At 44.9% G+C, this 26,937-nt stretch carries 31 protein-coding genes and 2 riboswitches; of the genes, 9 read left to right on the top strand and 22 right to left on the bottom strand.

Going from position 1 to position 26,937, the window contains the following annotated elements; genetic code table 11:
- Positions 1 to 2 precede the first annotated feature (2 nt).
- The 3 genes from CHH91_RS13780 to CHH91_RS13770 form a co-directional block, all read right to left on the bottom strand.
- The gene (locus tag CHH91_RS13780; RefSeq protein WP_095224032.1) at positions 3 to 578 is read right to left on the bottom strand and encodes a xanthine phosphoribosyltransferase; all 576 of its coding nucleotides are present in this window, start codon (positions 576 to 578) and stop codon (positions 3 to 5) included.
- Entirely contained in the window at positions 579 to 884 is a 306-nt protein-coding gene (locus CHH91_RS13775; protein WP_095224031.1) for a hypothetical protein, read from the bottom strand.
- 81 nt (positions 885 to 965) lie between these two features.
- Complete coding sequence (locus tag CHH91_RS13770) at positions 966 to 1,163, bottom strand: cold shock domain-containing protein (protein WP_038558067.1); 198 nt, start codon at positions 1,161 to 1,163, stop codon at positions 966 to 968.
- A 462-nt stretch (positions 1,164 to 1,625) separates the two neighbouring features.
- On the opposite strand from CHH91_RS13770, the gene corA reads away from it, so the two are divergent.
- Together corA and trhO are read left to right on the top strand one after the other, a co-directional pair.
- Positions 1,626 to 2,594 (top strand): magnesium/cobalt transporter CorA, encoded by a 969-nt coding sequence (corA, locus tag CHH91_RS13765; protein WP_095224030.1) that lies wholly within the window; start codon positions 1,626 to 1,628, stop codon positions 2,592 to 2,594.
- Positions 2,595 to 2,707: 113 nt separating this feature from the next.
- Positions 2,708 to 3,670 (top strand): oxygen-dependent tRNA uridine(34) hydroxylase TrhO, encoded by a 963-nt coding sequence (gene trhO / locus CHH91_RS13760; protein ID WP_095224084.1) that lies wholly within the window; start codon positions 2,708 to 2,710, stop codon positions 3,668 to 3,670.
- 25 nt (positions 3,671 to 3,695) lie between these two features.
- On the opposite strand, the gene CHH91_RS13755 is transcribed toward trhO, so the two are convergent.
- Positions 3,696 to 4,064, bottom strand: coding sequence for a VOC family protein (locus CHH91_RS13755; protein ID WP_095224029.1), 369 nt, complete (start codon positions 4,062 to 4,064; stop codon positions 3,696 to 3,698).
- Positions 4,065 to 4,169: 105 nt separating this feature from the next.
- Between CHH91_RS13755 and CHH91_RS13750 the strand changes: the two genes are divergently transcribed.
- Positions 4,170 to 4,658, top strand: coding sequence for a glutathione peroxidase (locus tag CHH91_RS13750; protein ID WP_095224028.1), 489 nt, complete (start codon positions 4,170 to 4,172; stop codon positions 4,656 to 4,658).
- A gap of 59 nt (positions 4,659 to 4,717) precedes the next feature.
- On the opposite strand, the gene CHH91_RS13745 is transcribed toward CHH91_RS13750, so the two are convergent.
- Positions 4,718 to 4,921, bottom strand: a complete 204-nt coding sequence (locus tag CHH91_RS13745) for a hypothetical protein (RefSeq protein ID WP_095224027.1) — start codon at positions 4,919 to 4,921, stop codon at positions 4,718 to 4,720.
- A 173-nt stretch (positions 4,922 to 5,094) separates the two neighbouring features.
- Here CHH91_RS13745 and CHH91_RS13740 point away from each other — a divergent pair, with 173 nt between their 5' ends.
- A complete protein-coding gene (locus tag CHH91_RS13740) occupies positions 5,095 to 5,865 on the top strand; it encodes an SDR family NAD(P)-dependent oxidoreductase (RefSeq protein ID WP_095224026.1) in 771 nt (256 codons plus the stop codon).
- Positions 5,866 to 5,896: 31 nt separating this feature from the next.
- Here the strand turns inward: CHH91_RS13740 and CHH91_RS13735 are convergent, their stop codons facing one another.
- The 7 genes from CHH91_RS13735 to ribE form a co-directional block, all read right to left on the bottom strand.
- Positions 5,897 to 6,523 (bottom strand): hypothetical protein, encoded by a 627-nt coding sequence (locus CHH91_RS13735; RefSeq protein ID WP_095224025.1) that lies wholly within the window; start codon positions 6,521 to 6,523, stop codon positions 5,897 to 5,899.
- Positions 6,520 to 6,969, bottom strand: coding sequence for a permease prefix domain 1-containing protein (locus CHH91_RS13730; protein ID WP_095224024.1), 450 nt, complete (start codon positions 6,967 to 6,969; stop codon positions 6,520 to 6,522). Before CHH91_RS13730 ends, CHH91_RS13735 begins: the two co-directional genes overlap by 4 nt.
- The gene (locus tag CHH91_RS13725; protein ID WP_255212179.1) at positions 6,969 to 7,265 is read right to left on the bottom strand and encodes a PadR family transcriptional regulator; all 297 of its coding nucleotides are present in this window, start codon (positions 7,263 to 7,265) and stop codon (positions 6,969 to 6,971) included. The genes CHH91_RS13730 and CHH91_RS13725 overlap by 1 nt, the downstream gene beginning before the upstream one ends.
- A gap of 150 nt (positions 7,266 to 7,415) precedes the next feature.
- Positions 7,416 to 7,982, bottom strand: a complete 567-nt coding sequence (locus CHH91_RS13720; RefSeq protein ID WP_095224023.1) for a P-loop NTPase family protein — start codon at positions 7,980 to 7,982, stop codon at positions 7,416 to 7,418.
- 83 nt (positions 7,983 to 8,065) lie between these two features.
- Positions 8,066 to 8,530, bottom strand: a complete 465-nt coding sequence (ribH, locus tag CHH91_RS13715) for a 6,7-dimethyl-8-ribityllumazine synthase (protein WP_095224022.1) — start codon at positions 8,528 to 8,530, stop codon at positions 8,066 to 8,068.
- Positions 8,531 to 8,624: 94 nt separating this feature from the next.
- Complete coding sequence (gene ribB / locus CHH91_RS13710) at positions 8,625 to 9,245, bottom strand: 3,4-dihydroxy-2-butanone-4-phosphate synthase (protein WP_095224021.1); 621 nt, start codon at positions 9,243 to 9,245, stop codon at positions 8,625 to 8,627.
- An 11-nt stretch (positions 9,246 to 9,256) separates the two neighbouring features.
- On the bottom strand, positions 9,257 to 9,904 hold the full coding sequence (gene ribE, locus CHH91_RS13705) for a riboflavin synthase (RefSeq protein ID WP_095224020.1): 648 nt from the start codon (positions 9,902 to 9,904) through the stop codon (positions 9,257 to 9,259).
- Positions 9,905 to 10,239: 335 nt separating this feature from the next.
- Positions 10,240 to 10,380: riboswitch (FMN riboswitch) on the bottom strand.
- A 155-nt stretch (positions 10,381 to 10,535) separates the two neighbouring features.
- Between ribE and CHH91_RS13700 the strand changes: the two genes are divergently transcribed.
- Both CHH91_RS13700 and CHH91_RS13695 read left to right on the top strand, forming a co-directional pair.
- Positions 10,536 to 11,156 (top strand): ArsR/SmtB family transcription factor, encoded by a 621-nt coding sequence (locus CHH91_RS13700; RefSeq protein ID WP_095224019.1) that lies wholly within the window; start codon positions 10,536 to 10,538, stop codon positions 11,154 to 11,156.
- A 2-nt stretch (positions 11,157 to 11,158) separates the two neighbouring features.
- On the top strand, positions 11,159 to 12,427 hold the full coding sequence (locus CHH91_RS13695; RefSeq protein ID WP_095224018.1) for an MFS transporter: 1,269 nt from the start codon (positions 11,159 to 11,161) through the stop codon (positions 12,425 to 12,427).
- Here the strand turns inward: CHH91_RS13695 and CHH91_RS13690 are convergent, their stop codons facing one another.
- From CHH91_RS13690 to ddlA, 10 genes are all read right to left on the bottom strand, one after another.
- Positions 12,428 to 13,000: a VanZ family protein gene (locus CHH91_RS13690; protein ID WP_095224017.1), complete on the bottom strand. Its 573-nt coding sequence runs from the start codon at positions 12,998 to 13,000 to the stop codon at positions 12,428 to 12,430. It lies immediately after the preceding gene.
- 149 nt (positions 13,001 to 13,149) lie between these two features.
- A complete protein-coding gene (gene argF / locus CHH91_RS13685) occupies positions 13,150 to 14,100 on the bottom strand; it encodes an ornithine carbamoyltransferase (protein ID WP_095224016.1) in 951 nt (316 codons plus the stop codon).
- Positions 14,097 to 17,300 (bottom strand): carbamoyl-phosphate synthase (glutamine-hydrolyzing) large subunit, encoded by a 3,204-nt coding sequence (carB, locus tag CHH91_RS13680; protein ID WP_095224015.1) that lies wholly within the window; start codon positions 17,298 to 17,300, stop codon positions 14,097 to 14,099. Before carB ends, argF begins: the two co-directional genes overlap by 4 nt.
- Entirely contained in the window at positions 17,293 to 18,378 is a 1,086-nt protein-coding gene (locus tag CHH91_RS13675; protein ID WP_095224014.1) for a carbamoyl phosphate synthase small subunit, read from the bottom strand. Before CHH91_RS13675 ends, carB begins: the two co-directional genes overlap by 8 nt.
- An 89-nt stretch (positions 18,379 to 18,467) precedes the next feature.
- Positions 18,468 to 19,883 (bottom strand): argininosuccinate lyase, encoded by a 1,416-nt coding sequence (gene argH, locus CHH91_RS13670; protein WP_095224013.1) that lies wholly within the window; start codon positions 19,881 to 19,883, stop codon positions 18,468 to 18,470.
- On the bottom strand, positions 19,880 to 21,139 hold the full coding sequence (locus CHH91_RS13665) for an argininosuccinate synthase (protein ID WP_095224012.1): 1,260 nt from the start codon (positions 21,137 to 21,139) through the stop codon (positions 19,880 to 19,882). Before CHH91_RS13665 ends, argH begins: the two co-directional genes overlap by 4 nt.
- A gap of 188 nt (positions 21,140 to 21,327) precedes the next feature.
- Positions 21,328 to 22,059, bottom strand: a complete 732-nt coding sequence (gene queE, locus CHH91_RS13660; protein ID WP_095224011.1) for a 7-carboxy-7-deazaguanine synthase QueE — start codon at positions 22,057 to 22,059, stop codon at positions 21,328 to 21,330.
- Positions 22,049 to 22,486 (bottom strand): 6-carboxytetrahydropterin synthase QueD, encoded by a 438-nt coding sequence (gene queD / locus CHH91_RS13655; protein ID WP_095224010.1) that lies wholly within the window; start codon positions 22,484 to 22,486, stop codon positions 22,049 to 22,051. Before queD ends, queE begins: the two co-directional genes overlap by 11 nt.
- Positions 22,483 to 23,142, bottom strand: a complete 660-nt coding sequence (queC, locus tag CHH91_RS13650; protein WP_095224009.1) for a 7-cyano-7-deazaguanine synthase QueC — start codon at positions 23,140 to 23,142, stop codon at positions 22,483 to 22,485. Before queC ends, queD begins: the two co-directional genes overlap by 4 nt.
- A gap of 105 nt (positions 23,143 to 23,247) precedes the next feature.
- Positions 23,248 to 23,292, bottom strand: a riboswitch (PreQ1 riboswitch).
- Positions 23,293 to 23,389: 97 nt separating this feature from the next.
- Positions 23,390 to 24,496, bottom strand: a complete 1,107-nt coding sequence (gene ddlA / locus CHH91_RS13645; RefSeq protein ID WP_095224008.1) for a D-alanine--D-alanine ligase — start codon at positions 24,494 to 24,496, stop codon at positions 23,390 to 23,392.
- 144 nt (positions 24,497 to 24,640) lie between these two features.
- On the opposite strand from ddlA, the gene CHH91_RS13640 reads away from it, so the two are divergent.
- From CHH91_RS13640 to CHH91_RS13630, 3 genes are read left to right on the top strand one after another with little or no spacing between them, the layout of a single operon-like run.
- Positions 24,641 to 25,096, top strand: coding sequence for a DUF4385 domain-containing protein (locus CHH91_RS13640; protein ID WP_483372404.1), 456 nt, complete (start codon positions 24,641 to 24,643; stop codon positions 25,094 to 25,096).
- Between the two features lie 58 nt (positions 25,097 to 25,154).
- The gene (locus CHH91_RS13635; protein WP_095224006.1) at positions 25,155 to 25,781 is read left to right on the top strand and encodes a metal-dependent hydrolase; all 627 of its coding nucleotides are present in this window, start codon (positions 25,155 to 25,157) and stop codon (positions 25,779 to 25,781) included.
- A gap of 13 nt (positions 25,782 to 25,794) precedes the next feature.
- The gene (locus CHH91_RS13630) at positions 25,795 to 26,925 is read left to right on the top strand and encodes an MBL fold metallo-hydrolase (RefSeq protein WP_095224005.1); all 1,131 of its coding nucleotides are present in this window, start codon (positions 25,795 to 25,797) and stop codon (positions 26,923 to 26,925) included.
- The last annotated feature ends 12 nt before the right edge of the window (positions 26,926 to 26,937 follow it).

The following is a 26,937-nucleotide window of genomic DNA, read 5'->3' as shown; positions in this document are numbered from 1 at the left end:
AGTTATGAGTTCAAAAATTCTATTTTCCCTTCACCTATGCGTGCAATACGGGCAAGGGATACTACTTCAATGCCTAGTTCCTCCAGGCGAGTTCTACCTCTTTGAAAGCTTTTCTCGATGACAATCCCGATACCAGCAACAGTGGCACCAGCTTGATTAAGAATACTGATTAAACCGGCTGCTGCTTCTCCGTTTGCAAGAAAGTCATCGATAATCAGCACGTGATCCTCCGGTGATAATCTATCCTTAGAGATCGTCACATCTGAATGCACTTGCTTTGTGAACGAATAGACAGATTCCACATAAACATCACCTCTCATTGTCAGTGACTTCTGTTTTTTTGCATACACTACCGGCACGTTGAAAGCAAGGCCAGCCATTAGCGCTGGAGCAATGCCGCCCGCTTCAATCGTCACGATTTTCGTCACAGACTTGTGCTGGAATCGGCGACGGAACTCCTTGCCGATTTGATATAAAAGGGCAGTGTCCATTTCATGATTCAAAAAGCTATCTACTTTAACGATTGCATCCCCGATAATCGTTCCTCTTTCTTGAATTGCTTTTTGGAGCAGTTCCATCTATCGATTCCCCTTTCTCTCTTCTGCTGCAGATGCGACAACAAATGCCAAGTCATCATTACCAAAGAACTGCAGAACTTCCATTACCATTTCGTCTGAAATATCAGAGGCTTCTTCCTTAGGCAGGACTTCTTCCAAAGCTTCTTTCAGCGCATCATTTTTACCTTGGTTCGGGTAGGCTTGTTCGTATAAGGTAACAGCATCCAGATCTTGATTTGTACACCATTGTGCGAAGATTCGGATCATCAACCGTTCATCTTCCTGGTATTTTTCAATGATCTTCCTCGATAGCTCATCTTGACTCATCGGCGCTCATCTCTCCTTAAAAATGATAAAAGACGCATCCTGGAAAATTCCAGAATGCGCCTCTGTCGTCATTGTATGAAATTACAGACGAGTTACGTTAGCAGCTTGTGGGCCGCGGTTGCCTTCAACGATTTCGAATTCAACTTCTTGACCTTCGTCAAGAGTTTTGAAACCTTCAGATTGGATAGCAGAGAAGTGTACGAATACGTCGTCTCCGTCCTCTCTTTCGATGAAACCAAAACCTTTGTCTGCGTTAAACCATTTTACTTTTCCAGTCATTTAAATGACCTCCTTACAATAGAAGTACAAAAGTACAGGTATTGAATCGTTATACCTTTACACCACTTATTGTGAAAGAGATCGTAAAGATTTATTCAACCGTACCGTTTCCTTTTGCTACTTAAGAGTACCTTTTTTTGAACAAGAATGCAAGTCAATTCCAACTTTTTCTCCAAATTAAGTTAATAATGAGCCCTACGAACTATAAGAACGCTTTCATATAGAGTATCACTAACAGAATCCGCTTACATAGCAACGCATATATACCTGTGACTATTGTCACGGTTTTTGCTCCAAAATTCGACAAACAAACGTATTCACTTCCAGTTTATCCACCATGGCCAGCTTCTATACCCTCTTCAAGAAAGATATATTCCTGTTGACAGTCCTTACCCCTTTTTTTATAGTGACTATAGCTTACGAACATTGTGAAAGAATAAACGTAACGAAAGGGGTGGCAATATGATTAAGACGTATCTTTATGATCATCATAATGACATGATGCATACAAATATTTCTTTGAAGGACAGTAATCGTCATTTGGAGGATCCTGACAATCTGCTGTGGATCGATGCCTATGATGTACAGTCTCACGAACTGCATGAACTTGCTGGGATATTCGATTTCCATCCGCTGGCAATTGAAGACTGCCTTCATGACAGCCCCCGCGCAAAGGTAGATGATTATGATGCATACAAATTTTTCGTCTTCCATGCCCTGCGTTACAACGAGGAAAGTGATAATGAAATCACGACGCTCGAACTGAATGTTTTCCTGGGGCCGAATTATGTCGTGACCATCCACAAGCATAAGCTTCGCTGGCTCGGCCAGATGGATGCTATCTGCTCCCGTTCTTCCCGATACATGAATCAAGGTTCTGACTTCCTTCTCTATGCACTCGCTGACGGCATCACGGATGAATACTTCCCTGTCCTGGACCGTATCGGAATCCGGATCGAGGAACTGGAAGATGAAATGTATAGTGAAGGCGTGAAAGAAGTAACGGAGGAATTCCTTGCCCTAAAACGGACGATCATCCTGATCAGAAGGGTGATTCTGCCGCAGCGGCGCATTTTCCTGAATGTGAATGGCAAATGGAAATTCGATATCAAAGAAGAAAATGTGCCCTTCTATACCGATCTTATTGATCACCTGGAACGTATTGTTGACTCTACCGAAACCTTCCGTGATTTGGTAAACAGTGCCCTGGATACGTATTATTCCATCATCAGTGCCAAATCGACGGAGAAGCTGAATGTCTTGACGATTATCTCGACAGTCATGCTTCCGCTTACGTTCGTTACTGGGTTCTTCGGGATGAATTTGCCGATACCCTTTGCAGACAGTCCCTGGACTACAGCTGGCGTGAGCGTACTACTTGTACTGATCACTTTCGGCATGTGGCATTATTTCAAGAACAAGCTATTTTAAAATTCCATTTGTACTGGACTTCTTTTCGTGTTAAAATATTTGATTGCAAGAGTATGAATAACGACATAACGCCTAATTTTGTATCTTGCAAATATAAATGACAGGTGGAAAAAATAATGAGTGATTATCGAGTATTACTGTATTACAACTATGTAGATATTGAAGATCCCGAAGCTTTCGCCAAAGAACATCTGAAGGAATGTAAGGAACTAGGCCTTAAAGGCCGCATCCTTGTAGCCAAAGAAGGTATCAACGGTACTTGCTCTGGAACGGTTGAACAAACACAAGCATATATGGATATGATGCACGCGAAACCAGGTTTTGAAGATATGGTCTTCAAAATCGACGAAGCGGATGGACATGCTTTCAAGAAAATGCATGTACGCCATCGCCCTGAATTGGTGACGCTGCGTCTTGAAGATGATATAGATCCTCGTGAGGTGACAGGTGATTACCTATCTCCTAAAGAATTTTACGAAGCGATGCAAGACGAGAACACTGTCGTTCTGGATGCACGGAATGATTATGAATATGATCTTGGTCACTTCCGCGGTGCAATCCGTCCTGATATTGAAACATTCCGCGACCTTCCAAACTGGGTCCGCGAAAACAAAGATATCTTAGAAGGCAAACGCGTTTTGACTTACTGCACAGGCGGTATCCGCTGTGAGAAGTTCTCCGGCTGGCTCGTGCGCGAAGGTTTTGAGGATGTCGGTCAGTTACATGGCGGTATTGCCACTTACGGAAAAGATCCTGAAGTACAAGGCAAGCTTTGGGACGGTCGCATGTACGTATTCGATACCCGCATTTCCGTGCCGATCAACCAAACTGAACACGTTATCGTTGCCAAAGATTATTTCGATGGACAGCCTTGTGAACGTTATGTTAATTGTGCAGATCCTTCCTGCAACCGCCAGATTATCTGCTCTGAAGAAAATGAGCACAAATATCTTCGCGGCTGCTCCGACAGCTGCCGCCGTTCTCCTCGTAATATGTACGTTGCAGAACACGGCTTGACTGAAGAAGAAGTGGAAGCTCGCCTGGCGAAATTAGAAAACGAAACAGTAGCAAACTAAAAAGAACCCCCTGGGGGTTCTTTTTTTAATGCCATTCCAAAAATTCCAATCTGTTTCCGAAAGGGTCATTCACATAAATTCGATCAGCACCTGGCAAGTCAGCATCATCGATAAAATCCACATGGTGTTCATCCAGATGACGTCTGAGAGACAGCAGCCCCTCTACTTCAAAAGCAGGATGGGCTTTTCGTGCTGGTGAAAAAGGTTCTTCTACGCCCATATGCACAATAATATCGTTGCAATTGAACCAAACACCGCCTCTTGCTCGCAAGTTAGCTGGTTTTTCAATTTCTTCAAACCCGAAGACATCCACAAAAAACTCCCTTGCTTGCTCTTCGCTGCCGCTTGGACAAGCAAGCTGGACATGATCAAATCGCTTTAGGAAAAACTCCATCGAAACAACCCCCTTTTTCTACATTCTATCATTAAGGAACTGATTGTTATCGGTTCTTTTCTGTTTATGCTACATTGGAAGTGCAGACAAGAGGAGGAGAACGACATGACAGTCCACGATTATTCTGCTGTTACGATAGATGGCAAAGAAGTCAGTTTAAAGGATTACGCTGGCAAGGTGCTTGCCATCGTGAATACAGCAAGCAAATGCGGTTTTGCACCTCAGTTGGAACAGCTTCAAGAATTATATAAAGATTATAAGGACAATGGTCTCGTGATATTAGGTTTCCCATGCAACCAATTTATGAACCAGGAACCCGGCAGCAGTGAAGAAATCGCAGCTGTTTGTCAGCGCAATTACGGCGTCAGCTTTCCGATGTTCGATAAAGTAAAGGTGAATGGACCAGATGCCCACCCACTTTATAAGCATTTGACCAGCCAGGCCGGCGGACTATTCTCCAAGAGTATCAAATGGAACTTCACAAAATTTCTCGTAGATGCTGATGGAAATGTCATCGAGCGATTTGCGCCGAAGACCAGTCCGATGGATATGAAGCCTGCAATCGAAAAACTGCTCGACCAGCCAAGCAGATGATGTCTACATGACGCATCTGCTTTTTTTATAAAAAAAACCCGCATCTAATGGATGCAGGTTCAGTCTTCCGGATCTGAATTGGAAGCTTGCTTTGTGCGGTGTTTGTGCCGATCATCCTCCAAATCTCGTTCTACTTCATCCACAGGTATATCGTCTACAAGCATATCCTGTTTATTTTCCAGCTGCTCCTCCCGATTCTCACTTTCCGCTTTGGAGAAGCCATGTTTATCTTTATCACCTTTAGCACCGTTTTTCTGGACCATCAGTTCCCCTCCTTTATCCTTTGTAAGCCCTTTCCCTTTCTTCTAAAGAGAGAAACCTCGCCAACCAGTTGGTAACCAAACGCCGCAAAGGGTATACTAAAAACAGATAGCGTTTTTTCCACCCGGCAACAGGGTACATATTTATAAAGATTGTCAAAATGAGGTGAAGCACAATGAAACCAACTGCTCTAATTACAGGAGCTTCCAGCGGAATCGGCTACCATATAGCTAAATGGTTCGCCAAGGCGGGCTATGATCTCATCATCGTAGCGCGTTCCAAGGACAAACTCCTCTCCCTGCAAACAGAACTGCAAGATTCGAATGTGACTGTCATTCCTCATGATTTGTCCGTACCTAACAGTGCATATGAACTGTACCAAAAGATTCGTGATGAAGGAAAAACGGTAGAAGTGCTTGTGAATAATGCCGGCTTTGGGCTTAGCGGCAAATTCGAGGATACGAGCTTTGAGACCCAGCAAAAACTGCTGCATCTGAATATGGTTTCATTGGCAAACCTGACTCGTCTGTTCATCGATGATATCATTCACTCTCCATTCAAGAATGTACCGAATGGCATTTTGAATATTTCCAGTATGGCTGCCTTCCTGCCTGGCCCATATATGGCTGCATATCATGCATCCAAAGCATTCGTTCAGCGGTATTCGGAAGCACTTGCCGAGGAATTGAAAGACAGTGGTGTAACAGTTACGGCACTTTGCCCTGGTCCTACGCAGACCGAATTCTTTAAACGTGCCGGCAATGACAAAATCATGTCTTCTTTTCGGGATGCACCCGAGGATGTGGCACGAGAGGGTTTCCTTGGTTTTATAAATGGCAAACGGGTCGTCTTCCCATCAGCGAACATTCACGCAGCCGTTTTGCTCATGAAGTTCATGCCAAGCAGTCTGCTCAGCAAAATAACCAAGAAAATGTATTCAAGATAAACAAAAGGACACCCGCGGAGGGTGTCCTTTTTTATCTGCTGAGGTGGCGGCGATAGCTGTAGAAATATGCTGCCAGCGGCCACCATGCTGCTGCGAAAATTGGGTAAATCGCCCAGATCACCGATGGAGAATAGGCTATATTCACAAACAGGAAGAACAAACTGAGTGCACCAAACCCCAATACACTGAAGAATAAACTAGAGCTGCGATGACCTATAATAGATAGCGGCCACCAGCTCATTGCGAAGATGATAAAACCGTACCAAGGTGTTTCATGACCAAAATACTGATGCAGACCGAAATAGTATACACAGACAGCCAAGCTGATAGCTAAGGCAATTCCCATTTTAGCAAGATGTCCCCGAAGCATAACAGCAGTTCCCCATAACGCCAAAGCACCTAATGTGTAGAGATACCATGGTGTAGAAGGCGAATCAGACATATTTTCGTTAACCAGTACGGCCCCTACAACGATTGCCGACAGCCACGTCACTACTGTCAGTTGATTCGGAAAAAGAATCTGCAGGGCAATGATGATACTAGCACCTAAACTGTACGTATACCAAATCTCCTGCGGCGTAGTCATCAAGTTGATATAAACGGAAAAACCGCCCAGGCTCAGCAGCATAAATGCAAGAAACAATCTCCATGGCTTCATCGCTGCATCACCTTCCTTTTCCTAGCCTTCATCCAGACGAAAGCCATACTCACCGGCCACCAAAGAATAGCGAACGTCGGGTAGACAAACCAAATCTCATATGGTGTATAGTACAAATTCACAAAAACGAGCAGTGCGATAATCAATAAACTTCCGCAAATAGAGAACCCGAGATTCAACGTGCTCATATCTTCTTTTTGCTTCTTCTTCTTATCTGGTGTTTTCTGCGGTGCATGCTGCAGCTGGAATTCCCTCTTTATTTCCGCCAAATTCCCGAAGTCGACAATTGCCTTATTGACTGCATCTTCTTCCGATTTCCCATCCAGCATGAAATCTGCAGCCTTCTCTTCCATCGAATCCTTTATTTCCTCTTTCAAGTTCACTACCTGTTCTGTCTCCGGCAAATCTGCAAATTGCTCTTCCACATACATATTGATCTTCTGCATCAAACACCCTCCATAAATACATCGATTAATTGTTTCGCTTCTTTCCACTCTTTCGCTGCTTCATGAAAGTAAGCCTTCCCAAGCGTCGTAATCGTATAATATTTCCGCTTGCCTCCATGTGACTTTTCTCCTTGATAAGACTCGATTAATTCTCGTCGTTCCAGTCGCTGAAAGACTGCATAAAGTGTTGCTTCCTTAATTTGAAAAGCTTCGTGCGTCCAAGCTGCTATGTCTTTCGATATCTGGTAACCATATTTATCCCCATCCATCAGCAAACGAAGGATAATGGAATCCAAATGCCCTCGAATTGTGTCACTCCGAATATGCTACCCCTTCTTTCTAAATTACTCTATCTGATAAAGTAATCATAAAACATATTACTCTGCGTGTCAAAGTAATTTCTGTATCATTTTTCCAAAAATAAAAAAACAGGCTATTAACCTGCTTCAGATTTGCTTTTTTAAAAAGGTCAAGTATTCTATCACATCCAATTTGTTCTCTACAATAATCATCTTGTGACCGTATGTAAGAAAACTCTCAAAGATAAATGGCTTAGTCGTACGCTCAAAATAACGATTCCATTTGAACATCTTTAGGAAGATATGAAAGGAAGGTGTGTAATTAGATGTCTCCAATTTCACTTTTTGACGCAGGAAACGTTTGATTATCCGCCTATTTCTTATCCGATATGCCGGATCCAGCAAGATAATCAATTCTGCTTTTACAAGGCTGTCTTCTATCCACTCCTCTGTATGGACACCCTCGATGATCCAGGCACGAGAATCAATGATACTTTTCAAGATCTCCCGCTTCTCCTTGTCAGAACGGCGTCTGTCTCCTGCCGAGGATCGCTTCCAAACAACGTTATCCAGTTCGTGATGGTCAGCACTCAGGATATTCGACAACTCCTTAGCTAGAGTCGTCTTCCCGCTGCCGACAGAACCAATGATATGTATTTTACAAGGTAATTTGGTTTCGTTCCCATCACCTCTTAATTCATAGTGTGTTTTCATGTAAGTAAGCACCCCCAAAATGAATATACATTATTTTCTAAATACAAAAAAGAAGCAGAGGTTAATCCCCCTGCTTCCCTTGCTTAGATCTGTTTTAGTAAATTCGCCATCTCTATTGCAGAAACAGCTGCTTCTGCGCCTTTATTGCCTGCTTTCGTACCTGCACGCTCAATGGCTTGTTCGATTGTATTAGTTGTCAGTACACCAAAGATAATGGGGATACCAGCCTTACTGGAAGCACTTGCTACTCCTTTTGCCACTTCATTGCTCACATAATCGAAATGCGGTGTAGAGCCTTTGATAACTGTGCCTAATGTAATCACAGCATCGTATTTTTTGCTTTCAGCAAGTTTGTCAGCTACAAGGGGGATTTCAAATGCTCCAGGTACCCACGCAACATCCACTTTTGCTTCATCGACACCGTGACGCTTTAACGTATCAATTGCGCCGCTCAACAGTTTGCTCGTAATGAACTCATTAAATCTTCCCACAACAATTCCAATTTTCAAATCTGATCCTACTACATTTCCTTCTAGTACGTTAACCATATGATTACTCCTTTATATACGGGACAGTATGTCCTCATCTTTTTTGTATTCGATAATGTTTTATGCTTGCTGCACTTTCACAAATCTTTACTGTTTATTTCTCCACTTTAGCTTCTTGAAGTTCTCGATATGCAATTAAATCAGCGATTGTGATAATTGGCAACTGGTGCAATTCAGCTAATTTCTCAAGTTCCGGCATGCGCGCCATTGTACCGTCTTCATTCATGATTTCGCATATATAGCCAGCTTCTGCTGTCCCGGCCAACCTAGCCAAGTCGACAGCAGCTTCTGTATGTCCAGGTCGCTCCAGTACACCATTTTGTTGGGCAATCAGCGGAAAAATATGTCCCGGACGATGAAAATCAGTTGGCTTGCTAACAGCATCTGCCAGCTTCGCAATCGTATGGGACCGTTCGAATGCACTGATACCAGTAGTAGAATCAATATGATCAATACTAACGGTGAAGGCTGTCCCATGCGGATCTGTATTATCAGCTACCATCGGCGGCAAATCCAATCTTTCGGCAATTTCCCGGGAAATAGGCGCACAGATCAGACCTTTTCCGACAGAAGCCATAAAATTAACTGTTTCTGGGCTTGCATACGCTGCTAAAGCCAGCAAATCTCCTTCGTTCTCTCTTGCTTCATCGTCTGTAACGATGATCGGTTTGCCGCTTTTCAAGTATTCTATTGCGATGTCTATTGTCGTTTTCATACATTTCCCTCCTAATCCATGAATCCGTACTGCGCTAACGTCTCTTCCGTAATGCCTGCAGACTCTGGACTTTTTCGATGCTCCAGCAACCGTTCCATGTATTTAGCAAGCTGGTCGAATTCGAGATTGACTAGATCGCCAGCTTTCTTTTCGCCTAAGATTGTCGCTTTCCTTGTCTCCGGGATAAGCGAAATAGTAAATGTATCTTCCCGGACTTCGAACACCGTCAATGACACACCATCAACTGAAATTGAACCTTTGGACATCAAATACTGCAGCCCTTTTGTTACAGCAATGTCAATGTAACGAGCATTTGACTCATCTCGAATGGATAGGATAGATCCTGTTGTATCTACATGACCACTCACAAAATGGCCTCCCAGTCTTCCATTAGGCTGCAAAGCAGGTTCCAGATTCACTTGATCGGAACTTTGCAAATTGGACAAAGAACTGTAATGGAACGTTTCCGGCATCACATCTGCCTGAAAAGAAGACGGGGTGAAACTAGTAACTGTAAGACAGACACCGTTAACGGAAATACTGTCCCCAACGTGCATATCTGTTGTCAGTTTTTCACTGGCAATTGTGAGCTGCATCGCCTTATCCTGTCTTTTCACATCAATAATGCTGCCTACTTCCTGAATGATTCCAGTAAACACTTTTCTCCTCCTTTTCTTCTGATAGCTTCTCAAGGAAACAAAAAGTTATTTTCACTTGCTGTGATGCTTACGAATGGGAATATTACCGTCTCGGGGCTGTGTGACGGTTAGTTGGGGTTATAACAATACCATATATCTTTACCAAGATTCTTGTAAATGAATCACTCGAATAAGGTGCAAGCTGGCCGCTTCTGCCAATTTGCTCCTAACTAGCACTAACTTTCATATAAAAAGCCCCAGAATAATGGATTCTGGGGCTTTGGCTTTAAAAGTATAGCGAAACAAGCTATCGTCAATCAACGAATTAGCTGCTGGTGGCGTGTGGATAGCACGCCGTTTCCTCTTTCCCATCCAGACTGTACTGTCGGCTTTGGAATCTCACCAAATCCACCGTTATAATAACGGGTCACGGACTGAAGACAGCTATGCTGCCTATCACCGCCGGTCGGGAATTTCACCCTGCCCCAAGAGAAAACCTATTCGATTGCCTCTACTTTAACATATTTTTTATGTCGTTGTACAGCAGGAAAAAAGTCTGAAAATTTAATTGACAATATGTGGAACCATGACTAAACTAAATCTGTAAAATAAATTTGACCGATCAAGAAATGTTTACAAGAGGAGGAGAACAATGAAACAAGCAATGGCATTAACAACCTTTGAACAGTTAAAAGCAATCAGTGACCCGCTGCGTGCAGAGATGATCATGAAGTTAGTTGAAACATCTTATACCGGACAGCAGCTTGCTGTCCTGCTGGAAACGAGCAGACCGAAGATCCATTATCATTTGAAAGAGTTGGAGAAAAACGGCTTGATCGAAGTGATTCGTACCGAGGAGAAAAATGGCATTGTCCAGAAATTCTATCGAGCTGCTGCAAGAGGCTTCTTTCCGTCAGAGGATTTGCTTCCCTACGCAGAAGAATTAAGCGAATCGACAAGGCAGTTATATGTACAAATGGCCAATAAAACAAAGTCAGCCATCCTTACAGCACCAGAGTCGTCCTTCGCCAAAGCAGCCGGTTCTACCGATCCGAAAGACTGGGATAAAGTCGGAAGTATATGGGAAATCAGCGCCACTGAAGCAGATTTTCAGGAGTTTATTCAGGGTTTATTCGGGTTGATGGAGAAGCTGCGAGAAAAAAGTGAGGCAGCTGAATATGATTCCAAGGGTAAGCTGTATCATTTTTCTGCTTATGGTTTTGAAATCGACACACCATCATTTGATCAAGTAGAGATGGAAGAGGAGGATTAAGGATGTTCGCTATACTGAAACAGCGTAACTATGGCTTGCTTTTCTCGGGGCGAATTATAAGCAATATTGGAGACAGCATTTATTTCATAGCGGCCATGTGGCTCGTTTATGATCTGAGCGACAGCACATTTTATTCAGGTCTGGCAGGGGCCTTGACACAAATCCCGAACCTACTGCAATTCCTGATTGGGCCACTGGTTGATCGATGGAAAATTCGCAGCACGCTGATGTGGACACAAGCACTGCAAGCTGTGCTTATACTGCTGATTCCACTTGCAGCTTGGCAGGACTTTCTTTCTGTTACACTGCTGCTTGTCATCATGCCGATTCTGACCTTTATTAACGCATTTGCATATCCGACAGAAACAAAAGTATTGCCAATCGTTCTGAAAAAAGAAGAACTCCCTGCTGGTAATGCACTATTCTCCTTTGCTTACCAAGGTGTCGATCTCATCTTTAATGCCATCGCAGGCGTAATGATTGCTGTCTTTGGAGCGACACTACTATTCATCATCGATTCTTTTGCCTTCTGTATTGCTTTCCTTTTATTCAGCTTCCTTAGAATCCCACACCATAGAGCGCAAACCAGTGAAGCCGATAGTACGCGTTCTGTCTTCAGCACTTACATCACTGAACTTAAAGAAGGACTTAAGATTCTTTTTACAACGATCTTAGCTGCTGCACTCTTTGGAGCAGTACTATGCAATCTGGCAATTGGTGCCGCCATGGCGGTCATGCCTGCTTTTGCAGATGAGCGACAGGGTGCTGCCGTATATGGTTTATATTTGGCCGCTATGTCTTGCGGGGCTTTAATAGGCGCGCTATTAGCTTCTGCCTTCAGCAAATTACCCATTGGTAAAGCAATAATATGTTCCATGTTTCTGGCTTCTGGAATCTGGGCAGCAGCTGCCTTCGTTCCATGGACTTGGTTGAGTGTGATTCTTTATGGACTCGCTTGGATACCAGTGGGCTGTATCAACGTCACTTTCGCAATATTGTTACAAACTTTGGTTCCAGTTTCCATGATCGGCAGGGTGACAAGCGCAAGTGCAAGTTTCGTTACAATTGCAATGCCGATCGGTTCATTGGCAGGCGGATATGCAGCCACGGTTATTCCTTTGTCTTGGGTCTTCTGCACTGCGGGCAGCGGCCTTGCCTTGCTTTCTGTAACGTGGCTTCTATATCCAAGATTGCGCAAATTGGGGCCCCTCGCCTCCTTGTCACCGGAACTGCTTGGATTCAAGGATTATACCCAGCAGGAAACAAGCTGATTACAGCTTGCCCCTTTTTAATAACGGACGCAGAGCAATCCAATAAAATGCATATCCAAGCATAGCTCCCAATACATTCAAGATAATGTCATCGATATCGACAGAGCGATAATTATAGCCTACAAAATAATTCAGCAATCCTTGTGTCGACTCAATTGCTGTACTGAATACTAGCCCGCACAGAACAACGATAAAGAAAGACCTGGTTCTGCGAATGAGCAAAGGCAAATAAAAGCCGAGCGGCACAAATAAGAGGATATTGCCCCCTAGATTTTTAAGGGCCAGTCCATATCCGAAGCCATCGATTTGCGTTGTATGCCAGATTTGCATAATGGACGTTAGCGGCGATGTATTCCAGCGGTAGCTTGTTTCCAGCTGCTGATTTTCTTCAATAAGATTCTGATCCACAGGCAATGGGAAGAATGTCAGACAAATGACAGCGATCACATAGATAGCGAAGGATGCCATCAATAAATGTTGTTTCTTGGTAATACCAACCGTCTGGTGAAACGGAATAATAGACAGTAAATAGACAAACGCCAGGAATATTGCCGGCGCTACGTAAGTTAACATAGTAATTATTCTCTCCTGTATCCTAGAAGTCCCTTACGTAGAGTAAGTGGACATATACTCTTTAGTCTACATGATTTTCCCATTCTTGTGAACGCATAGACACAGAAAAGAAACCGCCTTTTTTTCAGGCGGTTTCTTTTCTGTATTCTTTATTTCCCCATAACAGCAAGCATAAGCGCTTTTTGGGCATGCAGACGATTTTCAGCTTCTTGGAATACCGCTGATTGTGGACCATCAATGACAGCTGCGGTCACTTCTTCGCCCCGATGTGCTGGCAGACAGTGCAGGAAGATAGCATCTGATGCCGCAGAATCCATGAGTACCTCATTCACTTGGAATCCCTGGAATGCTTTCAGTCTAGCAGTTGTCTCTTCCTCTTGCCCCATACTCGTCCAGACATCTGTATAAAGTACATCTGCACCTGCGGCAGCTTCTTCCGGACTCTCCGTAATAAGGAGAAAATCTGGATCACCGCTGATCTTTTTCGCCTTTTCAACGATTTCAGGGAGCGGCTGATAGCCCGCTGGAGATGCAATTCGAATTTGCATTCCAGTTTTCGCTGCTGCAATCATTAAACTATTAGCTACATTGTTAGCGTCACCGATATAAGCTAGCTTCACGCCTTCCAATGCTCCTTTATATTCCAAGATTGTCTGCAAATCAGCCAGAGCCTGACATGGATGGAATAAATCAGTCAAGCCATTGATTACCGGGATAGTAGCATGTGCTGCCAGCTCCTCCACCATCTTATGCGAATTGGCACGTATCATGATGGCATCGAGATACCCGGACAGAACTTTTGCAGTGTCAGCAACTGGTTCGCCGCGGCCAAGCTGCAAGTCCTTTGAGTTCAAATAAAGCCCCATACCGCCAAGCTGATAAATACCTGTTTCAAAAGAAACACGCGTCCGTGTGGAGGATTTTTCAAAAATCATCCCTAAGGTTTTCCCTGCCAGCGGCTGACTGAGTTCACCTTTTTGATGCTGACTTTTTAGCTCGGCAGCCAAATCCAGCACATAGAGAATTTCTTCCTTTGTCAAATCCTGCAGTGATAGCAGGCTTTTGCCTGCCATCGATTGCTGTTCTATCGTCTGTTTCATTGCACATGCTCCTTTTCCGCTTGCTCCAAATAATCTGACATCGACAAGCTGTCAGCCAGTTTATCCTGACTAGCCAGCCAGTAGCTTTGCATTGTCGACAAACTTGTCATACACGGTGTCTCTGTTTTCCATGCCGATTCACGAATACCTTGGAACCCTTTTCTCGTACTGCATACAGCTGTCATCTTTTGGTCTTCAATCAAAAGAATTGCTTCTTCATAGGAAACGACTTCGAATGAATCACTGTCGGGCAAAATAGCTGCAGTCTGCTCTGTCAGTACAACCTTTGCTTGCAACTTTCCAAGTAATTCTTCCAGCCCGATCAAATCGGCGGATTCTACATCTATAAGGATTTGAGCCTCGTCTGTCAAAGACCGGAGTGTCTTCTCCTTCCAGCCAAACGCCTTATTCAATGCCTCGGTCTCCGTCTTGCCCAATCCAATTGCCTCTCCCGTCGATTGCATATCCGGCCCAAGCAGCGGATCGACACCTGCCAATTTTGTGGTGGAAAAGACAGGCAACTTAACAGCATAAAATGGTATTTCTTTTTGCAGTCCAAGTGGATAACCTGAATCCTGCAATGCTTCTCCCATCTGCACTCTGGTAGCTAAGTCCACCAATGGGATGCCCGTCACCTTACTGGAAATAGGCACTGTACGGGATGCACGCGGGTTGACCTCCAGGACATACAAGATATTACGGTCTTCGCTAAAGACAAACTGAATGTTCATGATACCTTTCACATTAAGAGATTCCGAGATTCTGCTTGCATAGCTGACAATCATATCTTTCTCTGATTCACTTAAGCTAGGTGCAGGGAAAATAGCTGTACTGTCTCCGCTGTGAATTCCAGCAGGCTCGATATGTTCATAGATACCTGGGATAAGGATGTCTTTGCCATCACAAACAACATCTACTTCTACCTCCATGCCCGGGACATATTTATCAAGAAGCAGCGGGAATAAGCGGGAAGTGTGTATCTGCTGCTTGAGCTCATCCAAATAAGATTCCAGCATATCTTCCGAATGCAGGATGACCATCCCTTGACCACCTATCACATAAGAAGGACGAATCAGAATCGGATAACCGATTCGGCGGGCTTCGGCATGCAATGAAGCGGTATCCATCACAGTCGTGCCCGGAATATGCGGGATGTTCAGCGTATGCAGCAAGTCATAGAAGGCTTCCCTATTCTCCACGCGATCTATTGAAGCTGTGCTCGTTCCGGCAATTGTTACGCCAGATTCCTCGAGATCTGCTGCTAAATTAATTGCTGTCTGCCCTCCGAACTGGACAAGCACCTCGTCTGCTTGCTCTTTTTCAATGATGTGCAGCACATCTTCTTTTGTAAGAGGTTCGAAATACAGATGGTCAGCCGTATTGAAATCAGTACTGACAGTTTCCGGATTATTATTGATGACAATTGATCGTATGCCTTGTTCTCGCAAAGATAAAGCAGATTGTACAGAGCAGAAATCAAATTCCACCCCTTGCCCAATCCGGATAGGACCAGAACCCAGCACCACTACCTTCTTATCAGCTGCAGGTAAAGGTTCAACCTCATCTTCTTCTTGCCAGCTCGAGTAGAAATACGGGGTTTGCGCAGAAAATTCGGCTGCACATGTATCGACCATCTTGTAAGAAGGCTTGATTTCCTGCTCCTTGATTAATCCTTCCACTGCTGCCAATGGCTGATCGAGGACTCTCGCTAGGGCAACATTGCTGAAACCAAGTGTCTTAGCTTTTCGGAGAAGTGCCTCTTCAGGCTGCCAGCCGCTTTCTTTTAATTCTTGCTCGATATCGATGATCCGCTTCATCTCATGAAGGAAGAATGTCGTAATCTCCGTCCACTCATGAAGCGTCTCGATAGATACTCCCCTACGCAGTGCTTCAGCAAGCAGAAACAGTCTGCGGTCATCTGCATCTATAAGCCCTTGTTCCAGCTCAGCATCTGTCAGTGCTTCAGCGGACGGCAACCGGAATTCCTCCAAGCCGATTTCCAGGGAACGAATGGCTTTATGCAGACCAGCAGGAAGGTTACGGGATAGCGCCATTACTTCACCTGTGGCTTTCATTTGTGTTCCAAGCAGACGATCCGCCTGCGTGAACTTATCAAATGGCCAGCGCGGTATTTTCACAGCTACATAGTCGATGGCAGGCTCGAAGCTTGCAAATGTATCTCCTGTAATCGGATTCGGCACCTCATGCAGATGATAGCCAAGTGCTAGCTTTGCAGCAATCCGGGCGATCGGATAACCTGTTGCCTTGGATGCTAATGCACTGGAACGGCTTACCCGCGGGTTCACCTCGATGATGACGTACTCATCACTATCTGGATTAAGCGCGAACTGTATATTGCATCCTCCAACGACACCCAGCTCACGGATAACTTTACATGATACGGTCCGAAGCATTTGATACTGCCGGTCTGTCAATGTCTGGGAAGGTGCGACAACGATACTGTCTCCTGTATGTATTCCAACAGGGTCGATATTTTCCATATTACAGACGATGATGCAAGTGTCATTTGCATCCCGCATCACCTCGTACTCGAGTTCCTTCCAGCCCTTCACACTCTGCTCGATTAACACCTGATTGATCGGACTTGCCTGAATTCCACTCTTTACATACCGCATCAGTTCCGGCAGGTCGTTTGCGATTCCTCCTCCTGCTCCGCCTAAAGTATAGGCAGGACGGATGATGATCGGAAAACCTGTATTTTCCGCAAAATCCTTTGCTTCCTCGATTGTTGTGATTGGATGACTTTCCGGGACAGGCTCATTGATCTCCTGCATCATCTGCTTGAACAGCTCCCGATCCTCTCCGCGCTGGATTGCATCAAGCGGTGTACCTAGCAATGTAACGCTGTATTTCTCCAGTACACCTGCCTGATCCAGGCTTACCGCCAGATTAAGGCCGGTCTGGCCGCCTAAAGTAGGCAGCAGGCCATCCGGTCTTTCTTTTTCGATGATATTCGTCAAGGATTCACAGGTGAGCGGCTCCAAATACACCTGGTCGGCAAATGCCTGATCTGTCATGATTGTCGCAGGGTTATTATTGACGAGGATGACCTCTACCCCTTCCTCTTTTAAAGCAAGGCATGCTTGTGTGCCTGCATAATCGAATTCTGCTGCCTGCCCGATTACAATCGGACCAGAACCGATGACAAGGACTTTCTTGATGTGATCTTGCTTAGGCATATGCTGTCACTCCTCTGTTCCGTACCGAATTCAAAAATTGTTCGAACACATCATACGTATCACTTGGGCCAGGATGCGCCTCTGGATGGAATTGGACGCTCATGATCGGTTTGGAGCAGTGCTGCAGCCCTTCTACCGATCCATCATTTACATTGCTGTAAAGGATATTCCACAGGGACTCTGAAATAGAAGCTTCATCGACGACATATCCATGGTTTTGGGAAGTGATCGATACTTTTCCGCTAGGCAAATGCTGGACCGGGTGATTGCTCCCTCGATGTCCATAAGGCAGCCGCATTGTATTCCCGCCGAATGCAAGTGCCAAAAGCTGATGTCCGAGGCAGATCCCCAGTGTGGGATAATATTCTGCAATCCTTTTGATTTCGCCGGCTAAATACTGGAGAGACTTCGGATCGCCAGGGCCATTTGATAACAGGACACCATCCACTTTTGCTTCTTTCAGCTCTTCCAACGTCGTATCAAACGGAAAGACTGTGACGTCGCATTTATTTTCGAGCAGCATATCCCGAATCGAATGCTTATAGCCGTAATCGATGATAGCAACATGAGCTGCCGACTGACCCTTTGTCGGGTGGAACTGCGCCTTTTTCACCGATACACTTTCCACAATCTTTTCGGATACTTTTGCTTTTTCCGGAACAGCTCCTGGTGTTTTCGTCATTCTTCCATAGACATCCCCATGCTTACGGATGATCTTCGTCAATTTCCGTGTATCCACCTGCGCAAGGATCGGGAAGTTATGCTCATCGGCAATATCCTGCAATGTCTGGGTTGCCTGGTAATGAGCCGGCGTTTCACATGGTGTCGAAATGACAAGCCCATGAATAGATGGCGTATGGCTTTCCTTATCATTCGCGTTGAAGCCGTAATTTCCGATCAAAGGATATGTCATTGTGACAATCTGTCCAGCGTAGGATGGATCTGTCATCACTTCCTGATAGCCTGTCATCGCTGTGTTGAAAACCATTTCCCCATCTGATTCCGTTGTTTCACCCAGCCAGACACCTTCTAAAATATCTCCTGTACTGAGCATCAAATAACCCTTTGTCTCTTTCATTCATGCTGCTCCTTTCTGAAACGAACGTTATCTTTATTCCAAAAAACTAATAAATATGCATTTATAACAAAAGAAAGGTGAGCAGCTGCTCACCCCTCCAGTTTGGCAGCCTGCTCTTCTGTCCACTGTTTATTCGTTTCCAGCAAGGCTTCTATATCATCCACTTGCTCTTGAACCCGTACCTTTGCCGTTCCTCCAGGGATATTCCTAGCTGCAACGACCGTCTCCGGCGCAAGTGCCTCGTAGATATCTTCTTCTATCAGACTTGAAAACTGCTGCAGCTCTTCCAGACCGAGATCCAGCAAATATTTCCCCTGCTCGATACTGTACAGCACTGTCTGCCCAACAACAGCATGTGATTCCCGAAATGCCATCCCTTTTGCTACGAGATAGTCCGCTAAATCTGTTGCGTTCGAGAAATCGTTCCGAACAGCTTGATACATATTATCCTGCTTCACATGCATCGTCTCGATCATCGGTGCAAAAAGACCAAGTGCACCTTTCAATGTCTCCACTGTATCGAACATGCCTTCTTTGTCTTCCTGCATATCCTTATTATAAGCAAGCGGCAATCCTTTCAGAGTTGTCAGCATGCCCATCAAATGCCCGAAGACACGGCCGGATTTACCGCGGACAAGCTCCGCTACATCAGGGTTTTTCTTCTGCGGCATCATGCTGCTGCCGGTGGAAAACGCATCATCCAATTCTATGAAATTGAACTCCGCGCTAGACCATTGAACCAATTCCTCCGAAAGCCGTGAAAGATGCATACTGATTAGACTCGCAGCTGACAGGAACTCCACCACGAAATCACGGTCACTTACACTGTCCAGACTATTTTCGGTAATAGCATCAAAATGCAGCTGCTCTGCTACAAAATGACGATCGATCGGGAATGTCGTCCCAGCCAGGGCACCTGCTCCAAGCGGCATCTTGTTCACACGCTTCCAGCTATCCTGAAGCCGCTCCACATCACGCTGCAGCATATAAGCATATGCCATAAGATGATGGCCGAAGAGTACAGGCTGCGCCCGCTGCAAATGTGTATAACCCGGGAGGATCGTATCCAGATGCTGTTTCGCCTGTTCGGTCAGCGCTGTTTGCACAGCACCCAGCAACCCGATAATATCCACAATTGCTTCCCGCAAATACAGACGCATATCCAGTGCTACCTGATCATTACGGCTTCTGCCTGTATGCAGCTTACCGCCTACTGGACCGATCTCTTCAATCAATAATCGTTCCACATTCATATGAATATCTTCATCCGCCTGTGAGAGCGTTGCTTCCCCTGCCTGGATTTTTTGCAGTACAAGCTTTAATCCATCAGCAATTGTTTCAGCATCATCTTGTTCGATGATGCCGCATTTGCCAAGCATCGCTACATGCGCCAGACTGCCTTGAATATCGTATTTAGCCAGTTTTTGATCAAAGCCGATGGAGGAAGTGTAGGCGTCTACTAATTCATTGGTCGGCTTTGTGAATCTTCCTCCCCAGAGCTTCATTGTTTCACAGCTTCTTTTTTGTCAATTTTCAATAGTGATGGCGCCTCCGTTTGTACTGTTTGCTGACGGGCAACCTCTGCCTGAACTTTCGTCGGAAGTCCCCAAAGCTGGATGAATCCAAGTGCAGCATCATGATCGAATTTATCTTCTGGTTTGTATGTTGCCAGATCAAAGCTGTATAGGGATTCCGCGGATTCCCTGCCGACAACAAGTGCATGTCCTTTGTACAGCTTCACTTTCACATTTCCAGAGACTGTCTGCTGCGTTTCTTCGATGAATGCTTGCAACGCTTTAGTCAGCGGCGAATACCATAGTCCGTCATAGATTGTTTGCGCAAGCTTTTGCTCGACAATCGGTTTGAATTGGGAAATTTCACGTGTCATCGTCAAAGCTTCCAATTCCTGATGCGCAGCAATTAATGTCACTGCAGCCGGACATTCATAGATTTCACGAGATTTGATACCTACTAATCTATTTTCGACATGATCGATACGTCCGACACCATGTTTACCTGCGATTTCGTTCAATTTCAAGATAAGTGCATCCAGTGGATAGTCCTCTCCATCAAGTGCGACTGGTTTCCCTTTTTCGAATGTAATTGTTACAATCTGCGCTTCATCTGGCGCATTTTCAGGATCAACAGTCAATCCGAATGCGTCACTTGGCGGCTGCTCCCATGGATCTTCCAGAATACCGCACTCGTTGGAACGTCCCCATAGATTCTGATCGACACTGTACGGGCTCTCTTTCCCAACAGGAACTGGAATACCGTGCTTCTCTGCATATTCAATCTCTTCATCGCGGCTCATTGCCCATTCACGTACAGGAGCAACAATCTTCAAGTCTGGATTCAAAGCTGTGAAGCTTACATCAAAGCGCACTTGGTCATTTCCTTTACCAGTGCAGCCATGAGCTACAGCTACCGCTCCTTCTTCTTTCGCAATATCTACTAGCACTTTTGCGATCAAAGGACGGCTAAGTGCAGAAACTAGCGGATATTTTCCTTCATAAAGCAGATTTGCTTTCAAAGCTGGAAGTACATATTCCTCTGCATATGCAGCTTTTGCGTCCACTGTATAAGATTTAATAGCACCAACCTGCAATGCTTTCTCCTGTACGAAATCCAAATCCTTGCCTTCACCAACATCCAAACCAACTGCGATAACATCATAATTATATTTATCCTGCAGCCATTTGATTGCCACAGAAGTATCTAAACCACCAGAGTATGCGAGTACGATTTTATCCTTTGCCATTATGAATCTCCCTCTCCGTGCTGAATGCTCGATTTATTTATGTGAATTATTATGCATTAATACTAATATAAATTCAAGCATTTTTTATTAATTTAACGACTTGGTATCCTATTAATCTTTTGAATAGAAGGTGCCTGCCTACTTTTAAGTACAAAAAAAAGACGAGTTTCAAGAACTCGTCTTTCTGTTTATACACCGCGTTTATTTCCCCATACAAGCGTATGAAGCTGCGGCAGGACACGCACATGATTCAATTCATTGGAAGCTGATACCTGGTCGATCAGCCATTCATATTTGGACAGCAAAGCATCTTTCAATGCCGCATCATCCAACGTAGCTGTATCATGATTACCAACTTGTACATAAAAACTCACATCTGGATAACGTTTATGAACATTCGTTGCATAACGCAAGTCTTTTTCGTCGAATATAACAACTTTCAGGCTCACATGCATCAGACGTCCAGCTTCTCTCAAATTGTTGATTATCTCATCAAGACGATGAAAATCGGTCTTCATCAAGGAGCTCGGCGGTTTCGGAGATATAGTAAGGTCGTCGATCTCAAGGAACCACGGCTGATACCGGCTTCCCTGAGTCTCCAAAGCTACTTTCACTTCCTTCTGCTTCAAAAGCTGTGTGAACTCTCCTAGATTTTTAAATAGTGCAGGGTTCCCGCCGGAGATAGTCACGTGACGGAAACGATCTCCGCCTACTTCCTCCAAGCGATTCCATATTTCTTCGGCAGTCAGCTGCCGAATGTCATCCTTCGCTGATCCATCCCATGTAAAAGCAGAATCACACCAGCTGCAGCTATAGTCGCAGCCTGCTGTACGGACGAACATCGTCTTTTGTCCGACAACCATTCCTTCTCCTTGCACGGTAGGACCGAATACTTCTAAAACCGGAAATTTACTTGCCATTCTCTGTTCCTCGCTTTGGTCGGTATACGCAATAGCTGGTCGGTGTCTCACGCAAGAAGACTTGCAGGCACTTAGGCTGATGAGGCAGCTGATCCAGCTCTTGTTGAATCAATTCATAAATTTTACGCGCCATCACTTCTGTTGTCGGGAAATCGTCTTTTCCGAATACATCCGTGTGGTCATTCAATAAGGTATGGTCGAATTTCTTATGAATCAATGCTTTGATTGTAGAGAAATTGAATAAAAATCCACTGTCATCCAATTCATTTCCGGCAATCGTAACATTGGCGAAATACGTATGGCCATGCACCTGCTGGCATTTACCGGCATCCGGATGCTGGATGCTGTGTGCTGCAGCGAAATGCAGATCCTTATTCAGTTCATAGCTATAGTCATGCTGCACTTGCGGATAAATTTGCTGGATCATACTTGTTCCGCCTTTTTCGCTTCATATTGATCAAGACCGTTTTGGCGCAGCTTACAAGCCGGGCACTCTCCGCAGCCCTCAGCAATGATGCCGTTGTAGCAAGTAAGTGTTTTCTCTTTCACATAGTCAAGCTGGCCCAGCTGATCTGCCAATTCCCATGTTTCTGCTTTATCCAGCCACATAAGCGGTGTATGGATGACGAAATCTTTATCCATTGATAGATTAAGAGATACATTCAAAGATTTCACGAAGATATCCCGGCAGTCTGGGTAGCCGCTGAAGTCTGTTTCACAAACACCTGTTACAAGATGCTTTGCGCCCACTTGATGTGCCAGGATAGCTGCGAAGGATAGAAATACTAGATTACGTCCCGGTACGAATGTGGACGGCAGTTCCCCTTCTTGCTGTTCGATTTCGATATCATCTCTTGTCAATGCGTTTGGTGCAAGCTGATTCAATAGAGACATATCCAATACATGATGTCTGATACCTTGTTCTTTCGCTATTTGTTCGGCTACCTCGATTTCCAAACTGTGGCGCTGATTATAGTTGAACGTAACAGCCTCCACTTCCTCGAACTGTTCCATAGCCCAAAACAAGCAAGTTGTACTATCTTGACCGCCGCTGAATACGACGATGGCTTTACCCTTCTTCATTTCATTTCTCCTTTTTTCCAGACAATCCAATAAAAAAGCCTCTTCCAATAGGAAGAGGCTGCCAATTATCCATAAAAAAATAAAAAAGACTATACCCAAGGATATAGTTCCTTAGTTTTTTATAGAGGGTTGTGCTAGAACCTCTCCCAGGATGGCCTGGATTTTTTATTCTTTTCTGCATTTCATTGTATCATAGACAAACGTTTTTGCATATGGAAAAACCGTCCGGTATAAACCGGACGGTTTATTAAAACTGCTGGAATGCAGCGTTGCTTAGTTCGTTGTCTCGTTTATGCCGTTCGATAGCAAGCTGAATCAGACGGTCAATCAGGTCTGGATAGGAAATGCCAGTGATGTCCCAAAGCTTCGGATACATACTGATTTTCGTGAAACCTGGCAGTGTGTTCACTTCATTCACAACGAATTCGCCGTCTTCTGTCAGGAAGAAATCGACACGGGCAAGCCCTTCGACGTCAAGTGTCTGGAATACTTCGACTGCCAGCTTTCTAGCTTGTTCTGTAACAGACTCGGATAGCTGGGCCGGGATAGCAAGCTCCGCCCCTGATTCGTCGATATACTTGGATTCATAAGAATAAAATTCCGTCTTCGGCAGAATTTCTCCAGGCAATGATGCCATTGGTTCTTCATTGCCAAGTACCGCCACTTCGATTTCACGGCCGACGATTGCTTCCTCGACAAGAACTTTCGTATCATAGCGGAAAGCTTCTTCCAAGCCTTTGTAGAACTCCTCTTCCGTCTTCGCTTTACTAACGCCGACAGAGGAGCCTTGGTTTGCGGGCTTGATGAAGACTGTACTGCCCAGCACTTCAGCTACCTCTTCATAACGGATAGATCCCAGCTGGCGTTTTTTGAAGGTGAAGCCATTAGCGACTCTTATACCAGCTTCCTTCAGTAGACGCTTCGCGATATCTTTATCCATACATACAGCTGAACTTAGTACATTCGGGCCTACATACGGGAGATTGGCGATACGCAGCATCCCTTGCATGCTGCCATCCTCGCCGAGTGTACCGTGGAGGATGCTGAAGATAACATCTACTTGATCAAGAACAGCGCCTTGACTCGGATTGACGAGCTGCTTTTCCTTCAAACCAGGAACAACTGCAATACCTTGCCCGGAAGGCTTCAGTTCGATATTTTTCGGATCATGTGCATTCAACAGATAGTCTGCCTTGTCATTCAGCTGCCATTTTCCTTCTTTATCAATTCCAATCAGAACAACATCATATTTATTTTTATCAATTGCATCGGCAATATTTTTTGCGGATTGTAAGGATACTTCATGCTCAGCGGATTTTCCGCCGAAGACGATTCCTACTTTTGTTTTACCCACCTGTAATCATTCCTTTCTGACGTGAGACCATTACTTTCATTTTATCACAAACGTGTGCGGCTGCCTCCTATGTCCACAAGAAAAAATCGCGTTTCACATAGATCACATTCGGTAACTATATACATTAACAACAGAGACAGGGGGATGGGAATGGGCTATTACGATCATTTTGATGCCTCGACCGATTTTCGCAAACACCCGGATAAATACCGCGTTGGCCGCGGGGAACAAGGTGTGCTGATGGTGGAGCCGTATAAAAGTGAAATCCTGCCCCATTGGCGCTTCAAGACACCGGAAATCGCAGAAGAATCCTGCCAGAAGATTTCGGATATGTTCGAGGAATACCGTAGGCAGGATGACTTTGTCGGAATGGATATGGCCAGGAAATATATTCAGATGGGCTATACCCGTGCTCGCCGCTATGCCAACTACAAGGGCGGCAAGAAATATAAGGATGCCGATAAGACAGAAAAGCACGACCGGCAAATTGATGATGAAAAAGCAGCTTCTGCGCAAGTTTTCAAAAAAAAGTGGGACGAAATAAGAGAAGATGAAGATTACCTTTCCCGTAAGAAGGCGCATCAGAAACAATACGGATAGCCATGACATAAAGATTCTAGTATGCTTTTAAAGACTAACTTTTGGAGGCACAGCTAGAATGAAAGGAATTACACATCTATTAATCGGAGCTGGCGCAGGTTTCGCCAGTGCCACCGCCTTGAATGCCGAAGGCGCTGTCACCGTCACAATGACGTGCACAGCAGCAGTTGCAGCGCTTGTACCAGATTTGGATACAGGCGGTATCCTCTCTAACCGCATCACTTTTTCGCACAAAGCCATCCGCAATATTACAATTTTTATCGGATTATTGCTCATTCTATATAGTATGTGGAATTTATTTGGCCAAGATCGTTATATCGGGTTAGCAATCGGGGCAGGAATTATGGTTCTCTCCCGCGTAATCAATAAGAAGTTCATGCTGCTGATTACAGGCATCGCTGTACTGTTGACCGGATTGTATACTGGACATACATGGGTTGTCATGAGCGGATGTTATATCGGGGTTGCATCCTTCCTTGCCCACCGGTCCTACACCCACTCCTTGATCGGACTGATCTATTTCTACATATTGATGACATTCTTTGAACAAGAGACCGCCCTATTTGGGACCCAGCTTGCCGGCACTGCCGGTTATGCAAGCCACCTGCTCGCTGATAGCAGGATATTCCCTGTGAATAAGAAAGGAGTCAAGTTGCTCCTTCCTATAATTAAAAAAGATTTCTAAAGGAGACGATAGCATGAATCCATTGCACACAGCAGAACTGGCAGAAAAAATCAAAGCGAAAGATAGTGTTCATCTGCTTGATATCCGGCAAGAGTCAGACGTTCAGGACTGGGCGATTGATGCCGACAGCGTCAAACGATATGATATCCCGTTTGCTGCCATCAAAGCAGATCCGAATAAGGCTCGCGAAGAACTGCCAAAACATGATCCTGTCTATGTCATGTGCTATCGGGGCAAATCCGCCCAGACAGCCGTCTCCCTCTTACGAGCTGCTGGAATGGATAATATTGTCCATGTTGTTGGCGGGATGCAAGCTTGGGGAGAAACGATCAGTCCCCGTAAAGTCGGTGATCTCACTTATGGCGGAGAGATATATCAGTTCATGCGTATGGGGAAAGGCTGCCTATCTTATATGGTTGTCTCCAATGGAGAAGCTGCAGTAGTAGATCCAGCCAGGTTTACAGAAGTCTATACCTCCTTCGCATCAGAGAAAGGCTGGACGATCAAACATGTGCTTGATACCCATCTACATGCAGATCATTTGTCTGGCGGACGGAAGCTGGCAGAAGAAACGGGAGCAAATTATTGGTTCCCTGCATCCGATGGAAAAGAAGCGACATTCACATTCTCACCGCTGCAAGACGGTATTGCGATTCCATTCGGTAAATCCGAAGAAGGCATGCGCAGCGTTGCCTCACCAGGTCATACAGAAGGAAGCATCAGCTTTGTTGTTGATGACACATTCCTGCTTTCTGGAGATACGCTCTTTACCGAGTCCATTGGCCGTCCGGATTTAGCCGGTCAAGCAGAACAATGGGTACAGGATCTGCACGATACGTTATACGAAAAATATCCATTATTGTCGCTGGATCTGATAGTCCTTCCATCGCATTTTTCCGAGCTGTCAGAGATCGGAAGTGACGGCACAGTCCAAGCACGCATGGAAGACCTATACAGAAAGAACCCAAGACTGCAGCTTTCGAATGCGGGCGAATTTGCTTCCTCCGTTTTGGAAAGTATTCCTGACCAGCAGCCAAATAGTTATCAGCTGATACGAGAAGCCAATCAAGGGAAAGCGACGATAGGCAGCGCAGACGAAGCTGATATTGAATCAGGCCCAAATCGCTGCGCAGTGACCAGTTAATAGAAAAAAAGA

It is taken from the genome of Virgibacillus sp. 7505 (assembly GCF_002272135.1).
Taxonomy (GTDB): Bacteria; Bacillota; Bacilli; order Bacillales; family Amphibacillaceae; genus Terribacillus.
This window is presented reverse-complemented; position numbering and strand designations above follow the sequence as displayed.